Origin of the sequence: Roseateles sp. DB2 (genome assembly GCF_051857535.1) — a bacterium.
Lineage (GTDB): Bacteria > Pseudomonadota > Gammaproteobacteria > Burkholderiales > Burkholderiaceae_C > Roseateles_B.
This window is the reverse complement of the sequence record NZ_JBPZGY010000028.1, coordinates 1-18,175: the sequence shown is the minus strand read 5'-3', so window position 1 is coordinate 18,175 and position 18,175 is coordinate 1. Positions and strand designations below refer to the sequence as shown.

The following is an 18,175-nucleotide window of genomic DNA, read 5'->3' as shown; positions in this document are numbered from 1 at the left end:
GGCTACGGCGTCTTTGACGCCCAGATGCGCATGGCCTTCGCCGCCAACCCGGCCTTTGATGCCAGCACCCTGGAGGTCTGGGCCCCGCTGCTGAACGGCGGCTGCCTGGTCGTGATCGGGCGCGACGAGCTGCTGGACGGCGAACGCCTGTGCCACACCCTGCTGGCCCAGCGGGTGGACAGCCTGTGGCTGACCGTGGGCCTGTTCAATCAACTGGCGGCCTCGCTGGGGCCGGTGCTGCCGCGACTGCGCCAACTGCTGGTGGGTGGCGACGCGCTGGACCCGGTGACGGTGGCCGAGGTGTTGACGCGCACGCCGCCACAGCGGCTCATCAACGGCTATGGACCGACGGAGACCACCGTCTTTGCGCTCACTCACGAGGTGAGCCTGGCCGACGCGCGCCAACGCAGCATTCCCATCGGACGGCCCATCGGCAACACGGAGGTGCATCTGCTGGACGAACACCAGCGCCTGGTGGCGCGTGGGGTCATCGGGGAGATCTGCATCGGGGGGCAAGGCCTGGCCCTGGGCTATCTGAACCAGCCCGAGCTGACGGCGCAGGCCTTCATCGAGCATCCGCTCAAGCCAGGCCAGCGGCTGTATCGCAGCGGGGACCTGGGCCGCTGGCGGGAGGACGGCACCCTGGAGTTCATGGGCCGACGCGACCAGCAGGTCAAGCTGCGGGGCTTCCGCGTGGAGCCCGGCGAGGTGCAGAGCCGGCTGCAGGAGCACCCGGCGGTGGCGCAGGCCGCCGTCGTGGTGGACCAGACCGAGGCCGGCGACAAGCGCCTGGTGGCCTACTACACCCTGGTCGACGCAGCGACGCCCCTGTCGCCGCAAGACCTGCGCGATCACCTGTCCGCCGAACTGCCCGATTACATGGTGCCCAGCGCCTTCGTCCTGCTGCAGGACCTGCCGCTGACGTCCAACGGCAAGCTGGATCGCAAGGCCCTGCCCGCACCGGACGAGGACGCTCACGTCCACCAGGGTTACGAGGCGCCGCAAGGCGAACTGGAGGAGCAGATCGCCGCGCTGTGGGCCGAGGTGCTGCAGCTGCCGCGCGTGGGCCGGCATGACAACTTCTTCGAGCTGGGTGGGCATTCGCTGCTGGTCATGCAACTGGTCGCCAGGTTGCGCCAGCACCTAGGCCTGGACATGACGGTTGCCGATGTGTTTGCATGGCCCTCGCTTTCGGCTCTGGCTGCACATGCGGGGAAGTCGCGCGCGGACGAGACCGCCCAGGAAATATCGCTCATCCGTCCTGCCAAGCTGCCGCTTTCCTTCGCCCAGCAGCGTCTGTGGATGCTTGCGCAGATCGATCCCGATGCGAACACTGCCTACAACATTCCATTGGCACTGCGTCTGCGTGGTCGGCTGAACGAAGAGTCCTTGGCGTCGGCGCTTGCAGCCGTGGTAAGGCGGCATGAGTCCCTGCGCACCCGCTTCGTGCTGGAAGACGATCAGCTGTTCCAGTGGGTTGATCCGGACGCCGTACTGCCGATGGACCGCGTCGACCTGCCTGGGACGGACGCCGGAACGCTGCGCCAGCTCGCCGAGGAGGAGGCCGGCATTCCTTTCGACCTTCAGAGCACGCCACTGCTGCGGGCCAAGCTCTTGAGGATTTCGTCCGACGACCATGTACTGCTGCTGACACTGCACCACATTGCCGCCGACGGCTGGTCCATGGGGGTGCTTATGCGCGAGCTGTCGGCCCTCTATGAATCTGCGCTGAACGGGACGAAGGCGGCTTTGCCGACGCTGCCACTGCAGTACGCCGATTACGCGCTCTGGCAACGCAACTGGCTCGAGCGTCAGGCCGATGCGCAGCGTCGCTATTGGGTTGATACCTTGTCGGGGGCGCCAGCTCTGCTGGCCTTGCCTTACGACTATCCAAGACCTGCGGTACAGGACTACACGGGCGGTAGCGAAGCGGTGGAGGTCGACGCCGACCTGGTCCATGCGCTTCGCCAACTGGGCCATCAGCAGGGGGTGACGCTCTACATGGTGATGCTGGCCGCATGGGGGCTGGTCCTGGGACGGCTGTCGGGCCATGAAGATGTGGTGATCGGAACGCCGCTGTCGAACCGGCAGCGGACGGAGTTCGAAGGGCTGATCGGCCTTTTTGTCAACACGCTGGCAATCCGTCTGGACCTTTCGGGGCATCCGACGGTCAATGACCTGCTCGCGCAGGTCCGGCATCAGGTGCTGTCGGGCCAGCAGCATCAGGACATGCCCTTCGAACAAGTGGTGGAGGCCCTGCAGCCGCCGCGGTCGACCTCTCACACCCCGCTGGTTCAGGTCATGCTGTCATGGCAGGACATGCCCGACAGCGACCTTCAACTCGAAGGCGGCTTGATCGTGGAGGGGCTCGGCACCGAGCTGCGCAAGGCGCAGTTTGACCTGTCACTCGAAATTGGTGAGCACGCAGGTCGCCTGTCAGGTCATCTGAACTATTCGAAGGCCCTGTTCAAGCCGCTGACCTTGCGTCGATTCTGGGATCATGTCTTGTGCGTGTTGCGTGCCATGGTGGCGGACAGCGCGCAAGCCATCGATGCCATCGGCCTGCTGTCGCCGTCGCAGCAGGTGCTGCTGCTCGAGCAGTTCAATGCCCCGGTGGGCGAGGTGCCGAGCGGACTGATCCACCAACGCTTCAGCGACCAGGCCGCCCGCACGCCGGAGGCTTTGGCTGTGCAGTTCGGAGAGCTCCGGCTGAGCTACCGGGAGCTGGACGAGCAGTCCAACCAACTGGCCCGTCATCTGATCGAGCAGGGTGTAGCCGCGGGTCAGTTCGTGGCATTGGCCTTGCCTCGCAGCACGTCCATGGTCCTGGCCATGCTGGCCGTCCTCAAGACCGGCGCCGCCTATGTGCCGCTGGATGCGGGGCAGCCTACGCTGCGCCTGCAGCGCCTGCTGGAGGATGTCCAGCCTGTCCTGCTTCTCCAGGCCCCGGACGCATCCGCGGCGCTGGTCCTGCCGGCCGGCTGCGCCCGCCTCGTCTTGGCAGATGGCGCTGTTGGCCCCTGGTCTGCTGCCTCCCGTGCGCCTGTGACGGTGGCTGCGATGGCGCCTTCGTCGCTGGCCTATGTGATCTTCACTTCAGGCTCCACCGGGACGCCCAAGGGCGTGATGGTGAGCCACCGTGCGGTGCTCAATCTTCAGCAGGCCTTGACCCAGCGTTTGGGTCTGGATCGCCCCCTGCGCATGAGTTTGAATGCGCCCATGAGCTTCGATGCCTCGGTGCAGCAGCTCTGCCAACTCATGGCGGGCCACGCGCTGATCGTGGTTCCGGAGGATGTCCGCACCGATGCTCCGGCGTTGAAGCAGTTCCTGATCGACGAGTCCATTGATGTGCTTGATGGAACGCCCACGCAGCTGAAACTGCTGCTGGGGCAGGGGTGGGCGCAGGGTGAATTCCACCGACCTGGGCTGCTGCTGGTGGGCGGAGAGGCCATTGATGCGCCGCTGTGGCAGCAACTTGCCGCCTTGCCTGGCACCCAGGCGTTCAATGTCTATGGCCCCACGGAATGCACCGTGGACAGCACGGCGGCGCTGATTGCTGCGGGCAGCGCGCCGCACATCGGCCATGCGCTGAACAATGTGCGCCTGTATGTGCTGGATGCACAGCAGCGCCTGGTCCCGCCGGGTGTCGTGGGCGAGCTGTTCATTGGCGGTGCCGGGCTTGCTGAAGGCTATCTCCACCAGCCGAGTCTGACGCAGGAGCGCTTCCTGGAAGATCCCTTCGTGAAGTCGCAGGAGGGGACGGGACGGATGTACCGCACCGGAGACCTGGTGCGCTGGCGCGAGGACGGGGTGCTGGAGTATGTGGGGCGCAACGACGAGCAGGTGAAGCTTCGGGGCTACCGCATCGAGTTGGGGGAGATTGAGGCGCGGCTGCTGGCACAGCCCGGCGTGCGTGAGGCGGTGGTGCTGGCCCGCGAGGACGAGCCTGGGAACAAGCGCCTGGTGGCCTACGTCGTAGGTGAGAGCGCGCTGGCGATAGAGACGCTGCGCCAGGGGCTGGAACGAGAGCTGCCCGGCTACATGGTGCCCAGCGCCTTCGTGCGCCTGGAAACGCTGCCGCTGACGCCCAACGGCAAGCTGGACCGCCGCGCGCTGCCAGCGCCGCAAGGCCACGATCATGCACTTCGCGCGTACGTAGCACCGCAGGGCGATGTGGAAACACTGTTGGCCGACTTGTGGGCCGATGTGCTGCAGTTGCCGCGCGTGGGCCGGCACGACAACTTCTTCGAGCTGGGCGGGCATTCGCTGCTGGCCGTGACGCTGATTGAGCGCATGCGCCAGCGCGGGCTGGCCAGCGACGTGAGGGCGCTGTTCAGCGCGCCCAGCCTGGCGCAGCTGGCGCAAGGATTGCAAGGCAGCCCGGAGCTGCCTGGAGAGGTCGAGGTCCCGCCCAACGCCATCCCCGAGGGTGCGACGCAGATCACGCCGCAGATGCTGCCCCTGGTCTCACTGAGCCAGGCGCAGTTGGATGCGATCGTGGCGCGCGTGCCCGGCGGTGCGGCCAATGTGCAGGACATCTACCCCCTGGCCCCGCTGCAGGAAGGCATGCTCTTCCACCACCTGATGGCGGCCCAGGGCGATGTGTACCTGCAGGACGTGCTCTTCAGCTTCCAGGAGCGGGACAAGCTGGATCGCTTCGTGCAGGCGCTGGGCCAGGTCGTGCAACGCCATGACGTGCTGCGCACCGCGCTGCACTGGGAAGGCCTGGACGAGCCGGTGCAGGTGGTCTGGCGCGAGGCACCGCTGGTGGTGCAGGAGGAGGCCCTGGCGGCGGACGGCCCCCAGGACGCCGCGACACAGCTGCGCGAGCGCTGGGATCCGCGCCACACCCGCATCGAGCTGACCCAGGCACCGCTGATGCGGGCCCACGTGCTGCACGATGCGGCCCAGCAGCGCTGGCTGTTGTTGCTGCTGATGCACCACCTGGCGACGGACCATCAGGCCCTGGAGGTCATGCAGCAGGAGATCGCCCTGCTGCTGAGCGATCGAGCCCAGGAGCTGCCCCCCGCACAGCCCTTCCGCAACTACGTGGCGCAGGCTCGGCTGGGCCTGACGCCAGCCCAGCACGAGGCCTACTTCCGCGAGCAATTGGGCGATGTGGACGAGCCGACGCTGCCCTACGGCCTGTCGGATGTGCAGGGCGATGGCAGCCAGGTCGGGGAAGCCCACCTGGCGCTGCCAGATTCGCTGAGCAGCGGGCTGCGCACCCAGGCCCGCCGCCTGGGCGTGAGCGTGGCCAGCCTGTGCCACCTGGCCTACGCCCAGCTGCTGGGGCGGGTCAGCGGTCGAGAGGACGTGGTCTTCGGCACCGTGCTGTTCGGCCGCATGCAGGCCGGAGCCGGTGCGGACCGGGCGCTGGGGCTGTACATCAACACCTTGCCCCTGCGCGTCAAGCTGCAGGGCCCGGTGCTGACGGCCGTGAAGCAGGTCCAGCAAGACCTGGCCGGCTTGCTTCGCCACGAGCATGCCCCGTTGGCCCTGGCCCAGCGTTGCAGCGGGCTGGACAGCGGCGTGCCGGTCTTTGCCGCACTGTTCAACTACCGCCACAGCCCGAAGGACACCACCGCCGAATCAGACCCCGCGCTGCTCGACTTCAGCACTGGGATAGAGAGCGAGGTCGGCGCAGAACGGAGCAACTATCCCTACACGCTCAGTGTCGACGACGACGGCGAGGGACTGATCGTGACCGCCCAGGTGCATGACAGCATTTCCGCAGAGCAAACCTGCCGCTACATGGCTCGACTGCTCCAGGCGCTGTCGGAGGCCCTGGAGGAGGACGCCTCTCGATCCCTGCTCGCGCTGGACATGCTGGAGGACTCGGAGCAGCAGGCACTGATCAATGGCCGCCATGCACCCACACGGTATGAGCAGCGGCTGACCGTGCACGGGCTGTTCGAGGCCCAGGCCCATCGAACGCCAGAAGCAACGGCGATGATGGACGGCGAGCGCAGCGTCAGCTACGCCGAGCTCAACGCCTGCGCCAACCACCTGGCCTGGCAGCTCCAGCAAGCCGGCGTGCGCCCCGGTCACCCGGTCGCCTTGCTGATGAAGCGTTCCATCGAGCTCGTGGCCTCGCAGTTGGCGGTACTGAAGTGTGGCGCCTTCTTCGTGCCCTTGGACGAGCAGGCGCCGCCGCAGCGCTGGGCTGAGCTCGTCGAAGACAGCGGCGCCGCACTGCTGCTGGTGTTGCCTGGCGACGAGGAGCGTCCTCTGCCAAAGATTGGCCAGCTGTGCGTCGATCTGAGGCATCCGGACCTCACACATGCGGGCTCGCCAGCCGAGGTCCATACGCAGCTGGAAGACCTGGCCTACCTGATGTACACGTCCGGTTCGACCGGCCGGCCCAAGGGCGTGCGAATCCCTCATCGAGCCATTGGCCGCATCGCCATCGAGAACGGCTATGCCGACTTCGGATCCGCCGACCGCGTCGCGTTCATCTCCAACCCTGCCTTCGATGCCAGCACGATGGAAGTCTGGGCCGCGCTGCTCAACGGCGGCACGCTGGTGACCATGGACACTGACACGGTGCTGGACCCGCCCCGCATGGCAGAGGCCCTGGGTCGCCTTGGCATCACGGCGATCTTCCTGACCACTGCGGTGTTCAACCAACTGGCGGCCGCCATTCCGCAGGCGCTGTCCCGGCTGCGCCATCTGATGACGGGCGGCGAGCGTTGCGATCCGCAGGCCTTTGCCCGGGTCCTGGCAGAGCAGGGGCCTGTTCGCCTGATCCACTGCTATGGTCCGACGGAGACCACCACCTTCGCGCTGACAGCCCACATCACGGAGGTCACCGACGGGACCTTGACGCTGCCCTTGGGCCGCCCGATCTGCAACACCCGGGTCTACCTGCTGGACGAACGGCGCAGACTGGTGCCCTCCGGCGCGGTCGGCGAAATCCACATCGGCGGCGAAGGTGTGGCCTTGGGCTACTTGCATCAGCCAGAGCTGACTCGCGACCGCTTTGTGGACGATCCGTTCGTGCCCGGCGCCATGCTTTACCGCAGCGGTGACCTGGCCTTTCAGCGTCCCGATGGCCAGTTCGTTTTCGTTGGACGCCGCGACTTCCAAATCAAGATGCGGGGCTTCCGCATCGAGCTCGGGGAGATCGAGGCCCAGTTGCTGCTTCAGCCGGGCGTACGCGAGTCGCTGGTGCAGGTCCAGCACGGCCATACACCGCAGCAGCGATTGCTGGCCTATGTTGCCGGTGACCTGGACAAGCTCAGCCCGGACGCCTTGCGCGCGCAACTCGCCTTGACGTTGCCAAGCTATATGGTGCCTGCGCTCATCGTGGTGATGGAACGCATGCCTTTGAATCGCAACGGCAAGATCGACCGGTCGGCACTGCCGGCGCCGGACGACGAAGGCCGTGGCGCGGAGGCGGGGCAGGAAATCAGCGGTGACCTGGAGCAGACGATTGCCGGCATCTGGCGGGAGGTGCTGGGCTTCGAACGTATCCAGCGCAACGATGACTTCTTCCAGCTGGGCGGGCATTCCCTCCTGCTGGCTCTGATGGTGAACCGGTTCGAGGCCTGTGGCATCGAGATCAGCGTGGCCGAGCTGTTCGGGCATCCTGTGCTGAGCGAGCTGGCGGCCTATCTGCGCCAGCGCCCTGCGCCGATCGGCGATGCGGTCACCATCATCCGGCCGATGGGCAGCAAACCGCCGATCTTCCTGGTGCACGAGTACCTTGGCCTGGACATCTACTTCCATCGTTTGGGCCCCAAGATCGACCCGGAGGTTCCTGTGTTCGGCCTTCCGGGATGCAAGCTCGGTGCGGCCAGCGCGGACACGATGGCCGGCCTGGCCCATCGGCTCGTCAAGCTGATCCGTGCCGTGCAGCCGGAGGGCCCCTACCGGGTGGCCGGCTGGTCGTTCGGCGGGATCCTCGCGTATGAAATCGCCATGCAGCTGAAGGACTCTGGCGCAGAGGTCGGCTTCATCGGCTTGCTGGACAGCTTTGCACCCGCGGTGTTGCGACTGCTGCGGGCGCATGTTCGCCTGCGCCACGATCTGTCGCCGCAACGCAACCTGATGCTGCTCTGCGAAGAGCGCCCCGAGCCGACGCTGAACTGGCTCCAGAACATCGTCAAGATGAAGCTCAAAGGCCGAGCCATTCGCAAGCTGACCCAGAGGGCAGACCAAATGAGCTTCGCAGCTCTGATGGCCGAGTGCAAAAAGGCACGCATCTTGCCGGACTACCTCGACCAGTTCGATGAAGCAGCCTTGCGCGACTTCATCGCCCGCCTGCAGGCTCATGAGGACGCGCTGGATGGCTACACGCCGCGTTCGGCAGATCTGCCGGTGCATCTGTTCTCGGCCGAGGACAAGAGCACCGTGTTCGATGAGTTGGTGCCGATGGAAGTGCTGGAGCAGAACTCGGATCCGCGCGAAGGCTGGCTGCGCTACATCCCCGATGCCCAGCTGCGCGTCGTACCGGTACCAGGCGACCACGGAAGCATGATGGGCGACTACGTCGCCGAGCTGGGGACCGCGATCTCCAAAGCACTGGATGAATCTTTGCAATGAAGGGCGACATGAACAAGCAACACTCCCACGAAGGCCATGACCGGCAGTTACCACAGCGACCGAGTCATGAAGTCCTGCTGTTCTGGATCAGCAGCGAGCAGGCCGGACCACCTGTCTGGATCGAAGAGCCGAGCAGCGCACCGCCCTTGCGGTGCATGGCGCTGAACTGGCACACGGCCGGCCGCCCCCGTACACAGGAGGGCGCGGCGGCCTGGGCTGCACAGAGCATCCGAGCCTTGCAGGGGGAGGGCCCCTACTGGCTGGCTGCAGAGACCGGCAGCGCCGAACTGATGCATGCCATTGCCCTGCAGCTGCTGGGTCAGGACCAGGAAGTTGCCTTTCTCGGCCTGCTTGGGGCCTTGCCCGCGCCGGTACCGGCTGGGGCCGCCCTTCGCTCCAGGGCGCTGCCGGCGTGGTCAATCGATCCGGCCAACGGCCTGGTGCAGCGCCTGGAGTTGATGGCAACGGGCGCCAAGGTGCTGTCCTCGACCGTGGTTCGCGAACCCGACGGCACTCGCGAGAGCCTGGAAGCCTTATGGTCGGACGCGCTGGACCTGGCAGACAGCCTGGCGCCGCAACGCGCCCCGGAGCTGGACTATCAGCCCTTGATCAAGCTGCAGGCAGGTTGGCCGGGGCACACACCACTTTTCTGTGTTCCGGGTGCAGGCGACAGCGTCATGGGCCTGCGGGACTGGGCTGCAGCCTTGGGAGCGGAATGGCCTGTCTACGGACTGCAGCCACGCGGAACGGACGGCGTGCTGCTGCCCCACACCACGGTCGAAGCCGCTGCGGCGGCAGCGGTGAGAGCGCTGGAGTCCGTGGTCGGCAAGGGGCCGGTGCACCTGGCCGGTCACTCCTTCGGCGGCTGGGTCGCTTTCGAGATCGCGCTGCGATGGCAGGACTTGGGGCGCGAGGTGCTGTCCTTGACGCTGTTGGACAGCGAAGCACCGGAAGCAGCCGGGGTGCTGGACAAGGAGTACAGCCACCTGGACATCTGCGAGCAGCTCGCTGGCAGCCTGGAGTTGGCCCTGGGGCGCCCCCTGGGCATCTTCCGCCATCAGCTGGCACCCTTGACCCCCGCTCAACGGCTGGCCGCGCTACATGCGGCCATGACGCGCCACGGCCTGCTGCCGACCCGCACACGCCCCGATGTGATGGAAGGTCCCTTTCAAGCCTTTGGCGCTGCGCTGCGTACCAGCTACCGGCCCACGGGCCTGTGGGAGCACCCCGTCTGCCTGGTGCAGGCCGACGACCCGCGTCGCTCTGCAGAGCGCAACACGCAAGACCAGCAGCGGGATGGCGACGGATGGCTGCTGTGGGCGCCGCAGATGCGGCGCTGGAAGGGGCCTGGCAACCACATGAGCATGCTGAAGCCGCCGCATGTGCAGCACTGCGTCGACTGGTGGTTCTCTCAGCAGGAGAGCTTCAGCCGGCCAGCAAAGCCGAGCGAATCTCAACACAAAACGAAGGACATGGGAGTCAATTGATGAAAGCCTTTTCCCGACTGGGCGCATTGGGCCGCCCGTTCTGGATGCTGTGGACCGGCCAGACGGTTTCGATGGTGGGTACGCAGATGGTCCAGTTCGCCATGAGCGTCTGGATCTACGAGCGCACCAACTCCACGCTCAGCTTTGCCGGCGCCATCGTGGCCAGCCTGCTGCCCGCCGTGCTGGTATCGCCGATCGCCGTCAGCGTCGTGGATCGAGTGAAACGGCGCAACGTGATGATTGCCGCCGACTCGGTGGCGGCGCTGATGACCCTGATGCTGCTGATCCTGCTCTGGACTGACAAGCTGGCTGTGCCTCATCTGTATGCCTTCACGGCGGTGGCGTCGATGGTCAGCGCCTTCCAGGGGCCAGCTTTTGAAGCGTCGGTTGCGAACATCGTCAACAAGGGTCTGCTGACACGGGCCGCCGGTGCATTCGGGGTCAGCGCAACCACGTTGGGGGTTATTGCTCCATCCATGGCAGGTGCTCTGATGGCGGTGATCGGCTTGCATGGCATCGTCACCATTGACCTGGTCACCTTCGTGATCGGCACCCTGTTCGTCTGGTACGCCTTCAGCATTGCCAAGTCCAACACCGAGACGCTGAAGGAGGGAACGCTCAAGGAAGCGCTGCTCGACTCGCGCAGGAACTTCGTGTCAGCTCTGGGGTTCTTCAGGCGCGACACCATCATGCTGGCGCTGCTGCTCTATTCCATGATGCAGGCGGGCCTGATTGCTGTGTCCGTCAGTCTGGTCGTTCCCTTGATCCTTGAACGGCACGATGAGCAGACGCTGGGCATCGTGTTGAGCTTCGAGTCCCTGGGCGCGCTGTTCGGCAGCATGGCCATGGTGTGGTTCGACATGCCGGAGCGTCGCATGCGCATCGTCCTGGTCTGCGACGCGATCGTGGCTGCCTGCGTGCTGCTGGTCGGGATGGTGGAGGGCGTTCCCGCCTTGTGCGCGACCGAGTTCCTGGCTGGCCTCTGCGCGGCGATTGCATCGAGTTGCGTTTTCGCGCTCTGGATGACGCGCGTTCCGGAGTCACAGCAAGGGGGCATCCTGGTGCTGACAAGTACCAGCACCATGCTGGCGACGGCCACCACCGTCGTCTTTGGTGGCCTGTTGGTGGAGCAGGTCTTCAAGCCAGCTTTCAAGCATGGGCACTGGGTGGCCGAGATGATGGGCCGTGCCGTAGGCACCGGCGAAGGCCAGGCTGTCGCCGCCATGTTCGTGCTTTGCGGACTGCTGGGCCTGACCGCCTCTGTCGGAGGCATCGCCCTGCGCCCGCTGCGCGACTTGCGTTGACGCCGGCGCGCCTTCCCGGCGACGTGGCCGCTTGAACGGACCGAGCGACTTGACGAACGAATCTTTACTGGGAGCGTCCCTGATGAATACATCTCAACTGACACGATCCATGCTGCTGCAGCCCGAGCTGGCCTTCGCCTCGCTGCGCACACAACCCCGCTTTGCCTTCCCGCTGCTTCTGCTGCTAGGGTTGACGCTGGCCGCCATCGGCGCCTATTTCAGCCATGTGGACCTGGCTTGGCTGCAGACACACTTGCTGGCGCCTGCCGGCGACAAGTCCCAGGAGGGCATGCCGGCCTTGTCCCTCCAGACCCTGGCCATCACCTCTGTGGTCGGCGCCTTGATCGCCCTGGTGGGCGGACGGCTGCTGGAGGGCGGTTACTACTTTCTCGCAGGCCGTGCGACCCGCATCGACCTCCCGTTCAACCAGTGGCTGGCACTGGCTTGCTGGGCCAGCCTGCCACTGCTTCTATTGCCCTTGCTCTCGGTGGGCATGCTTGCGGTGTATCCGAATGGACAGATCCTTCAGGAGCAGCTCAACGCGCTGTCTCTCAACGAGTTGTTCTTCCAAGTGCCGCAGGACAGCCCCTGGTACGTGCTGCTGAACTCGCTGAGCGTCCTGCATCCCTGGAGTTGGTGGCTGAGTGCCGTGGGCGTGAAGACCTGGAGCGGTCGCAGCTGGGCATTCAGCCTGACATTCACGCTGGCCCCGTGGTTGCTGGTGTACGGCGTTTGGGCCTTGGTGGTGGGGCTCTGAGATGCGACGTCAACTGTTGTTGGGCGGCGCGCTGGCGCTGCTGGTGGTCCTGCCCTTGTCCATGAAGGCGCTGCGGGCTTCCGAGCAAAAGGCCGTCGAGGTCGTGACGGTGGGGAAGCGTGCGATCACGCCATCCATCCTGGCCTCCGGTGTCCTCGCCTTTGGAAGCCAGGTCACCCTGGTGTCGGAGATCCTTGCCCGGGTGGACGATGTGCTGGTGAGCGAAGGCAGCAGCGTCCGGCGCGGCCAGGTGCTGCTGCGCATGGAAAGCGAGTCGCTGCACGCCGAAATTGCCCAGCTCACCGCCGCCAGACGCCAGGCGGAACTGGCAGTCGACCGCCAACGCATTCGCCACGAAGCCGCCGTGAGCAAGCTCAGACGCAATGAAGAGCTGCACAAGCATGGCATGGTGGACTCCCTGCGTTTTGACGACCTGGCCTCGGAAGTGCACCTGGCCGAGGTGGAGCTTCGCAACAGCCAGGAGGCGGTCAGGCAGTCCTCGGCCTTGCTGGCACAAGCGCAGTTGCGCCTCACCAAGACCGAGGTGCGCGCGCCGATTGACGGGATCGTGACCGCCATCTCCATCAAGCGTGGCGAAACGGCCGTGCCCAGTGCGATGAGCATCGCGGGTGGCAGCTTGATGGTCGTGGCCGACACCCGGCAGCTGTACGCGGAGATCCAGGTCGACGAATCGGACATCGCTCGCGTGACGGCCGATCATGAGGCGACCATCGTGCCCGTCGCCTTTCCCGACCGGCTGCTGAAGGGTAGGGTGGAGACCATCGCCCTGACACCGCGACAGACGCCGGGGCAAAGCCGCACCTATCCCGTTCGGATCCGGCTTGATCCAGTGCCCGACCTCAAGTTCCACCCAGGAATGAGCGCGCGCGCTGACATCGCTACCGCGGCCACCGCGCAGCGCCTGGCGGTACCCCTGCAGGCGATCCAGTACGAAGGCCCATCCGGCGCAAGCAAGGCCAAGGTCTTCGTCGTCGAGAACGGCACCGTGCAGAGAAGGGTGATCGAGCCGGGGATCTCCGATGACAGCTACCTGGAGGTGATCAAGGGTCTGAGTGCAGACGATGTCGTGGTGGTCGGCCCAGCCAAGACACTTCGATTTCTTCGGGAAGGTGAGCGGGTCCAGCCCCAGCCTGGCAGCCTGAAGACGGCGACCCTGGGGAGCCCGTCGGCGGGGGAGACGACCCGATGATCGAGCTGCATGACATCTGCAAGGCCTACCAGCTGGACGGGCAGGAATGCCCGGTGCTGCACGGCATCTCGCTACAGGTGGCGGCCGGAGAGTTCGTGGCGCTGACCGGCAGCTCTGGGTCAGGCAAATCAACGCTGATGAACATCCTGGGCTGCCTGGATACCCCGACAAGCGGCCGGTATCTTCTGGACGGACGCGACGTATCCTCCCTGAGCGAAGCCGCGCTGGCTCGGGAGCGCAACCTGCGGATCGGCTTCGTTTTCCAGAGCTTCTACCTGTTGCCTCGGATGCCCGCCTGGGTAACAGTGGCTCAGCCCCTGATCTACCGCGGCTGCTCACCGGCCATGCGCCGGGAAGCGGCCATGCAGGCGCTGCAACGCGTGGGGCTGGCGCATCGCGCGGAACACCGCCCCAACGAGCTGTCGGGTGGTCAACGCCAGCGTGTGGCGATCGCCCGGGCACTGGTCGGTGAGCCCAAGCTGCTTCTGGCAGACGAGCCGACAGGCAACCTGGACAGCCGCACCGCACAGGAAATCATGGCTCTGTTTCATGAACTGCATGCCCACGGCCTGACCGTGCTGCTGGTCACTCATGAGCCCGGCATTGCCGCGCAGTGCCGCCGGATCGTCCGACTGCATGACGGCCAGATCATCGAGGACACCCTGTCCACATCCGCGCCAATGAAGGAGCCCGCCTTCTCATGAACCCCTCCATTTCCTCGAGGCAGGCGTCCGCCCCATTGATCGCAGCCCCTGACGCCGATGAGCACGGAGCAGGCCTTCATGGCCAGTGGAGTGCGCGGTTCTACCTGCTGCAGGAATGCCTGCGCTCGGCACTGGCCAGCATACGGGCCCATGGCATGAGAAGCTTCCTGACCATGCTGGGCATCATCATCGGCGTGGCGTCCGTCGTCACCGTGATCTCACTGGTGCAGGGCCTGTCGAAGTCCATCAGCAAGCAGTTTCAGGGCCTGGGCGGCAACGTGCTGACCTTGCGTGCAGACACCTCGATCGAAGATGCGCTGCGTGGCAAGGTGAATCGGCTGAAGCTGAGCGATCTCGAACAGCTCCGTCATCGGATCGACGGCATCCAGGACATCACGCCAACCGTCGTGGCAGGGGGGCGCATTGGCGCAGACATCCGCAACGGCTCGCATGTGGCCTACGGCACCATGTACGGCACGACGGCGCTCTACCAGGACGTACAGGCGCTGTATCCGCTGCACGGGCGCTTCCTGAGCGAGAGCGACGACCAGACACGACGCCGCGTGGTCGTGCTGGGAGAGAAGCTGCGCCGGGACCTGAAGCTGCCCCCCAACCCGGTGGGCATGCACATCCAGATCGCTGGCGAGTGGTTCAAGGTGCTGGGCGTGATGGAGCCCCGCGGCGAGATGTTCGGCATCAGCCAGGATGCCTATCTGCTGATGCCCTTCCAGACCGCCTTGGCTGTGAACGGCGTCGTGGAGGAACCCGACCTGTCCATCAGCTTCACCATCACCGATCCGGACCAGACAGAGGCCATACAGGCGAGGGTCGTCGAGTTGATGCGGCTGGGACACGGGCTCAAGCCGGGTCAACCCAACGACTTCGTCCTGGAGTCGGCCGATTCGCTTCGCAAATCCTTCAGCGAGATCAGCACCACCATCACCATTGTGGTGGGTGCCGTGGTCGGCATCTCGCTGATCGTGGGGGGTGTGGGCATCATGAACATCATGCTGGTGTCGGTGACAGAGCGCACCCGTGAGATCGGCATTGCCAAGGCCCTGGGCGCCCCTCGGGCTTTCATCCTGCTTCAGTTCCTGATCGAGGCCATGCTGCTGGCCGTGATCGGTGGGCTCATAGGCCTGCTGATAGGCACAGGACTGGCGCAGGTGATCGCTGCATTGATACCGAATTTCCCACCGCCGACGGTGCCCTGGTGGGCTTCGCTGGGGGCCTGCGGATTCTCAGGGCTGATCGGCGTGGTGTTTGGCATCCTGCCTGCCAGCAATGCCGCCAACCTGACGCCCATTGATGCGCTTCGCCACGAGTGAGCAGCCCGCCCTGCGCTTCCGCCCCTGGCGGGGGCCAGCGGAGGAGGGCGGTGTCAGCTGCTGGCCGGGGCCGGGGCTGACGCCTGCGGCGGTGTGCGGCGCTCGGAGACTTCCCGTGCGAACCACTGCTGCAGGTGAGCGAGCAGGGCAGGCGAAAGCGGCTGCGCATCAATGTCCCGCAGGTCAAACAGCGCCGGCGGACCCTCGCATGCCGAGAGGTGGTGAATCATGTCGGGGACCACGTGATGCTCGGTCGGCACCTCCACCAGCTCGGCCAGCTTCCTGGCGCTGTCAGGGGTGCATTGAAGATCCTTCTCGCCCGAAAGCAGCAACATGGGGCAGGGGACGGCGCGATAGATGCGATTCATGTCCAGTTCGATCAGCTCGCGCAGCCAGCGTGCGCTCACGCGAGCGGCACCCAGGCGGACGGTCCCCCCGTCCAGTGTCCGAACCCGTTCCAGCATCTTGCGCAAGCTCTGCCCATAAGGCCCCGTCAGGCGGTTCATCACCCGAAGGATGAAGCCGAGCAGGCCAGGCACTTCAGGCAACTCGCGCTCGATCTGGTCAGCCTGATGAATCAGCATGGTCTCTGCGCTTTCGGCGAAGGGGCAGAGCAGGACAAGGGCCTTAGGTCGGTGAATGGCTCTGGCCGCAAGTTGAGCCGCCATGGCCGTTCCTTCGCTATGTCCGAGCATGTACATGTGCTCCGGATCGCAGAAAGGCGCGCCCACCAGCGACTCCCAACAGGCTTGGGCATCATCGACCAGGTCGTGGTACCCGGCCTCGAGAAAGTTGCCGCCACTCGCACCGGCGCCGCGTTTGTCATAACGGTAGCTGGCCACGCCGAACTCGGCGAGAGACCTTGCCAACTTCGCGTAAATGGCAGGCCCGCGGCCACGAACGTTGCCATCTCTATCCACCCGGCCGCTGCCCTGCAGAATCAGCGCAAGCGGAAAACGGCCGTCAGCCGCAGGGAGGCAGAGACTACCTTTGAGGGAAACGCCGGAGCGTTGCACGTTCCAAACTGTCTCAATGATGGGCATGGACTGCAGGCAGATCGAGATGATGGCGCAGTCTAGCGGCCCTTCGTGACGGGGACGCATCGTGCGCGCAAAGCCCCAGACTGCGTGTGCACGCATCTGCGCTTTGCGAGGGTCAGGGCGCAGCGACCGGGGCTGTCTGAATTTCTGTGTTCGAGGCTCCATCTAGGGCCCATCAATTCAGACGGACCCGCGCCGCATCTTACGCGGCAGGCCGTGTGAAGCGCTCGCCGTAGGCAATGGCGAACTGGTTCATGGCCTCCTTCCATTCCTTGGCCGCGCGGCCCCAATCGGCTGTGATGTTGCGCAGCGCCAGCCACAGCAGCTTGGTCGCTGCGTCATCGCTGGGGAAGTGCCCTCGCGTCTTGATGATCTTGCGCAGCCGGCTGTGGATGCTCTCGATGGCGTTGGTCGTGTAGATCACGCGCCGCACCGCCGGGCTGAAGGCGAAGAACGGAATGACCCGGTCCCAGGCCCGGCGCCAAGTGGCCGTCACGGTCGGGAACTTCTGACCCCAGGGCCCGGTCTCGAAGGCATCGAGTTCGGCCTGTGCCGCTTCGGCGCTGGCGGCCGTGTAGACGGGCTTCAAGGCCGCTGCCAGCGCCTTGCGATCCTTCCAGCTCGCGAAGTCCAGGCTGTTGCGGATCAGGTGCACGATGCAGGTCTGCAGCGTCGTAGCCGGGAACACCGCAGCAAGCGCCTCGGGGATGCCCTTGAGCCCGTCCGTGACGGCGATCAGGATGTCGGCCACGCCGCGGGTCTTGAGATCGTTGAAGACCTTCATCCAGAACTTGGCCCCCTCGGTGTTCTCGATCCACAGGCCCAGGATGTCGCGCGTGCCGTCGGGCAGCACGCCCAGCGCCAGGTAGATGGCCTTGTTGCGCACCACCGCATCCTCGCGGATCTTCACGCGCAGCGCGTCGAAGAACACCACCGGGTACATCGGCTCCAGCGGCCGGCTCTGCCAGGCCGTGACCTCGGCCATCACGGCGTCGGTGACGGAGCTGATGAACTCCGGACTCACCTCGGTGCCGTACTGCTCGGCCAGAAAACCCTGGATCTCGCGCACCGTCATGCCACGCGCGTACATGGCCACGATCTTGTCGTCGAAGCCGGTGAAGCGCCGCTCATGCTTGGGGATCAGGATCGGTTCGAAGGAGCCGGCGCGGTCGCGCGGCACCTCGATGCGCAGCGGGCCGTCCTCGGTCAGCACGGTCTTGGTGGACTTGCCATTGCGCTGGTTGCCGGCTTCCTCGGGCCGGGCAGCGCCGGCCGGATAGCCCAGGTGGTGCGACAGCTCCGCGCCCAGCGCGCGCTCGATCAACGCCTTCTTCAGCGCCATGGTCGCGGCATTGATCTGCTCGGCTGTCATCGGCGTGGTGCCGCCGCTCAGTTGCTCAATGAGTTCCTTGGGGATCGACGGCAGCGCCGTCATGCCGGCTCCCGCCGGCTTCTTCTTGCTTGGCATAGATGCTCCTGGTCGTCATGCTATGCCTCGCACACAAAAATCCTGACAGGCCCCAGCGACCTGCGTACGCACGGCACTTTGATCCCGCCGAGCAACGGGTTACGTGTAGCTAAGCGAATCCCGACCTGGCTGGTCAATCCTTTTCTGTCGTACGACATAAACGAGTGACCTGCCGAATCACGAGCCGGTTAGCCATTTGTGTCGCAGTGATCCGCTTGGATTCTTCGAGCCACCCCGAGTGCTAGTCCCGGCTGGTCTTGATCCGCTTGGATTCTTCGAGCCACCCCGAGTGCTAGTCCCGGCTGGTCTTGGGGTCACTAGGCAGGCCCC

The 18,175-nt window shown here is 65.5% G+C and carries 9 protein-coding genes; 7 read left to right on the top strand and 2 right to left on the bottom strand.

Translation table 11 applies throughout. From position 1 onward, the window contains the following. Positions 1-30: 30 nt before the first annotated feature. From ACS5PK_RS22195 to ACS5PK_RS22165, 7 genes are all read left to right on the top strand, one after another. Positions 31-8,547 (top strand): amino acid adenylation domain-containing protein, encoded by an 8,517-nt coding sequence (locus ACS5PK_RS22195; protein ID WP_439442451.1) that lies wholly within the window; start codon positions 31-33, stop codon positions 8,545-8,547. An 8-nt stretch (positions 8,548-8,555) separates the two neighbouring features. Further along, the gene (locus ACS5PK_RS22190) at positions 8,556-10,034 is read left to right on the top strand and encodes an alpha/beta fold hydrolase (protein ID WP_439442450.1); all 1,479 of its coding nucleotides are present in this window, start codon (positions 8,556-8,558) and stop codon (positions 10,032-10,034) included. Further along, positions 9,950-11,338, top strand: coding sequence for an MFS transporter (locus tag ACS5PK_RS22185; RefSeq protein ID WP_439442449.1), 1,389 nt, complete (start codon positions 9,950-9,952; stop codon positions 11,336-11,338). The genes ACS5PK_RS22190 and ACS5PK_RS22185 overlap by 85 nt, the downstream gene beginning before the upstream one ends. 82 nt (positions 11,339-11,420) lie before the next feature. Beyond that, positions 11,421-12,095 carry a YIP1 family protein gene (locus ACS5PK_RS22180; protein ID WP_439442448.1) on the top strand — a complete coding sequence of 225 codons (675 nt, stop codon included), beginning with the start codon at positions 11,421-11,423 and terminating at the stop codon, positions 12,093-12,095. Positions 12,096-12,114: 19 nt separating this feature from the next. Continuing rightward, positions 12,115-13,305 (top strand): efflux RND transporter periplasmic adaptor subunit, encoded by a 1,191-nt coding sequence (locus tag ACS5PK_RS22175; RefSeq protein ID WP_439442447.1) that lies wholly within the window; start codon positions 12,115-12,117, stop codon positions 13,303-13,305. Continuing rightward, positions 13,302-14,009 (top strand): ABC transporter ATP-binding protein, encoded by a 708-nt coding sequence (locus tag ACS5PK_RS22170; protein ID WP_439442446.1) that lies wholly within the window; start codon positions 13,302-13,304, stop codon positions 14,007-14,009. The genes ACS5PK_RS22175 and ACS5PK_RS22170 overlap by 4 nt, the downstream gene beginning before the upstream one ends. Beyond that, a complete protein-coding gene (locus ACS5PK_RS22165; protein WP_439442445.1) occupies positions 14,006-15,337 on the top strand; it encodes an ABC transporter permease in 1,332 nt (443 codons plus the stop codon). Before ACS5PK_RS22170 ends, ACS5PK_RS22165 begins: the two co-directional genes overlap by 4 nt. A gap of 53 nt (positions 15,338-15,390) precedes the next feature. On the opposite strand, the gene ACS5PK_RS22160 is transcribed toward ACS5PK_RS22165, so the two are convergent. Together ACS5PK_RS22160 and ACS5PK_RS22155 are read right to left on the bottom strand one after the other, a co-directional pair. Further along, complete coding sequence (locus ACS5PK_RS22160; RefSeq protein WP_439442444.1) at positions 15,391-16,380, bottom strand: alpha/beta hydrolase family protein; 990 nt, start codon at positions 16,378-16,380, stop codon at positions 15,391-15,393. Positions 16,381-16,579: 199 nt separating this feature from the next. After that, complete coding sequence (locus ACS5PK_RS22155; RefSeq protein ID WP_439442443.1) at positions 16,580-17,845, bottom strand: IS256 family transposase; 1,266 nt, start codon at positions 17,843-17,845, stop codon at positions 16,580-16,582. Positions 17,846-18,175: the final 330 nt, after the last annotated feature.

Excerpts from the sequence above, each read along its gene's own strand:
- ACS5PK_RS22190 (WP_439442450.1), top strand. The coding sequence starts at position 8,556 with ATGAACAAGCAACACTCCCACGAAGGCCATGACCGGCAGTTACCACAG.
- ACS5PK_RS22195 (WP_439442451.1), top strand. The coding sequence starts at position 31 with ATGGCCTTCGCCGCCAACCCGGCCTTTGATGCCAGCACCCTGGAGGTC.
- ACS5PK_RS22155 (WP_439442443.1), bottom strand. The coding sequence starts at position 17,845 with ATGCCAAGCAAGAAGAAGCCGGCGGGAGCCGGCATGACGGCGCTGCCG.
- ACS5PK_RS22170 (WP_439442446.1), top strand. The coding sequence starts at position 13,302 with ATGATCGAGCTGCATGACATCTGCAAGGCCTACCAGCTGGACGGGCAG.
- ACS5PK_RS22180 (WP_439442448.1), top strand. The coding sequence starts at position 11,421 with ATGAATACATCTCAACTGACACGATCCATGCTGCTGCAGCCCGAGCTG.
- ACS5PK_RS22165 (WP_439442445.1), top strand. The coding sequence starts at position 14,006 with ATGAACCCCTCCATTTCCTCGAGGCAGGCGTCCGCCCCATTGATCGCA.
- ACS5PK_RS22160 (WP_439442444.1), bottom strand. The coding sequence starts at position 16,380 with ATGCCCATCATTGAGACAGTTTGGAACGTGCAACGCTCCGGCGTTTCC.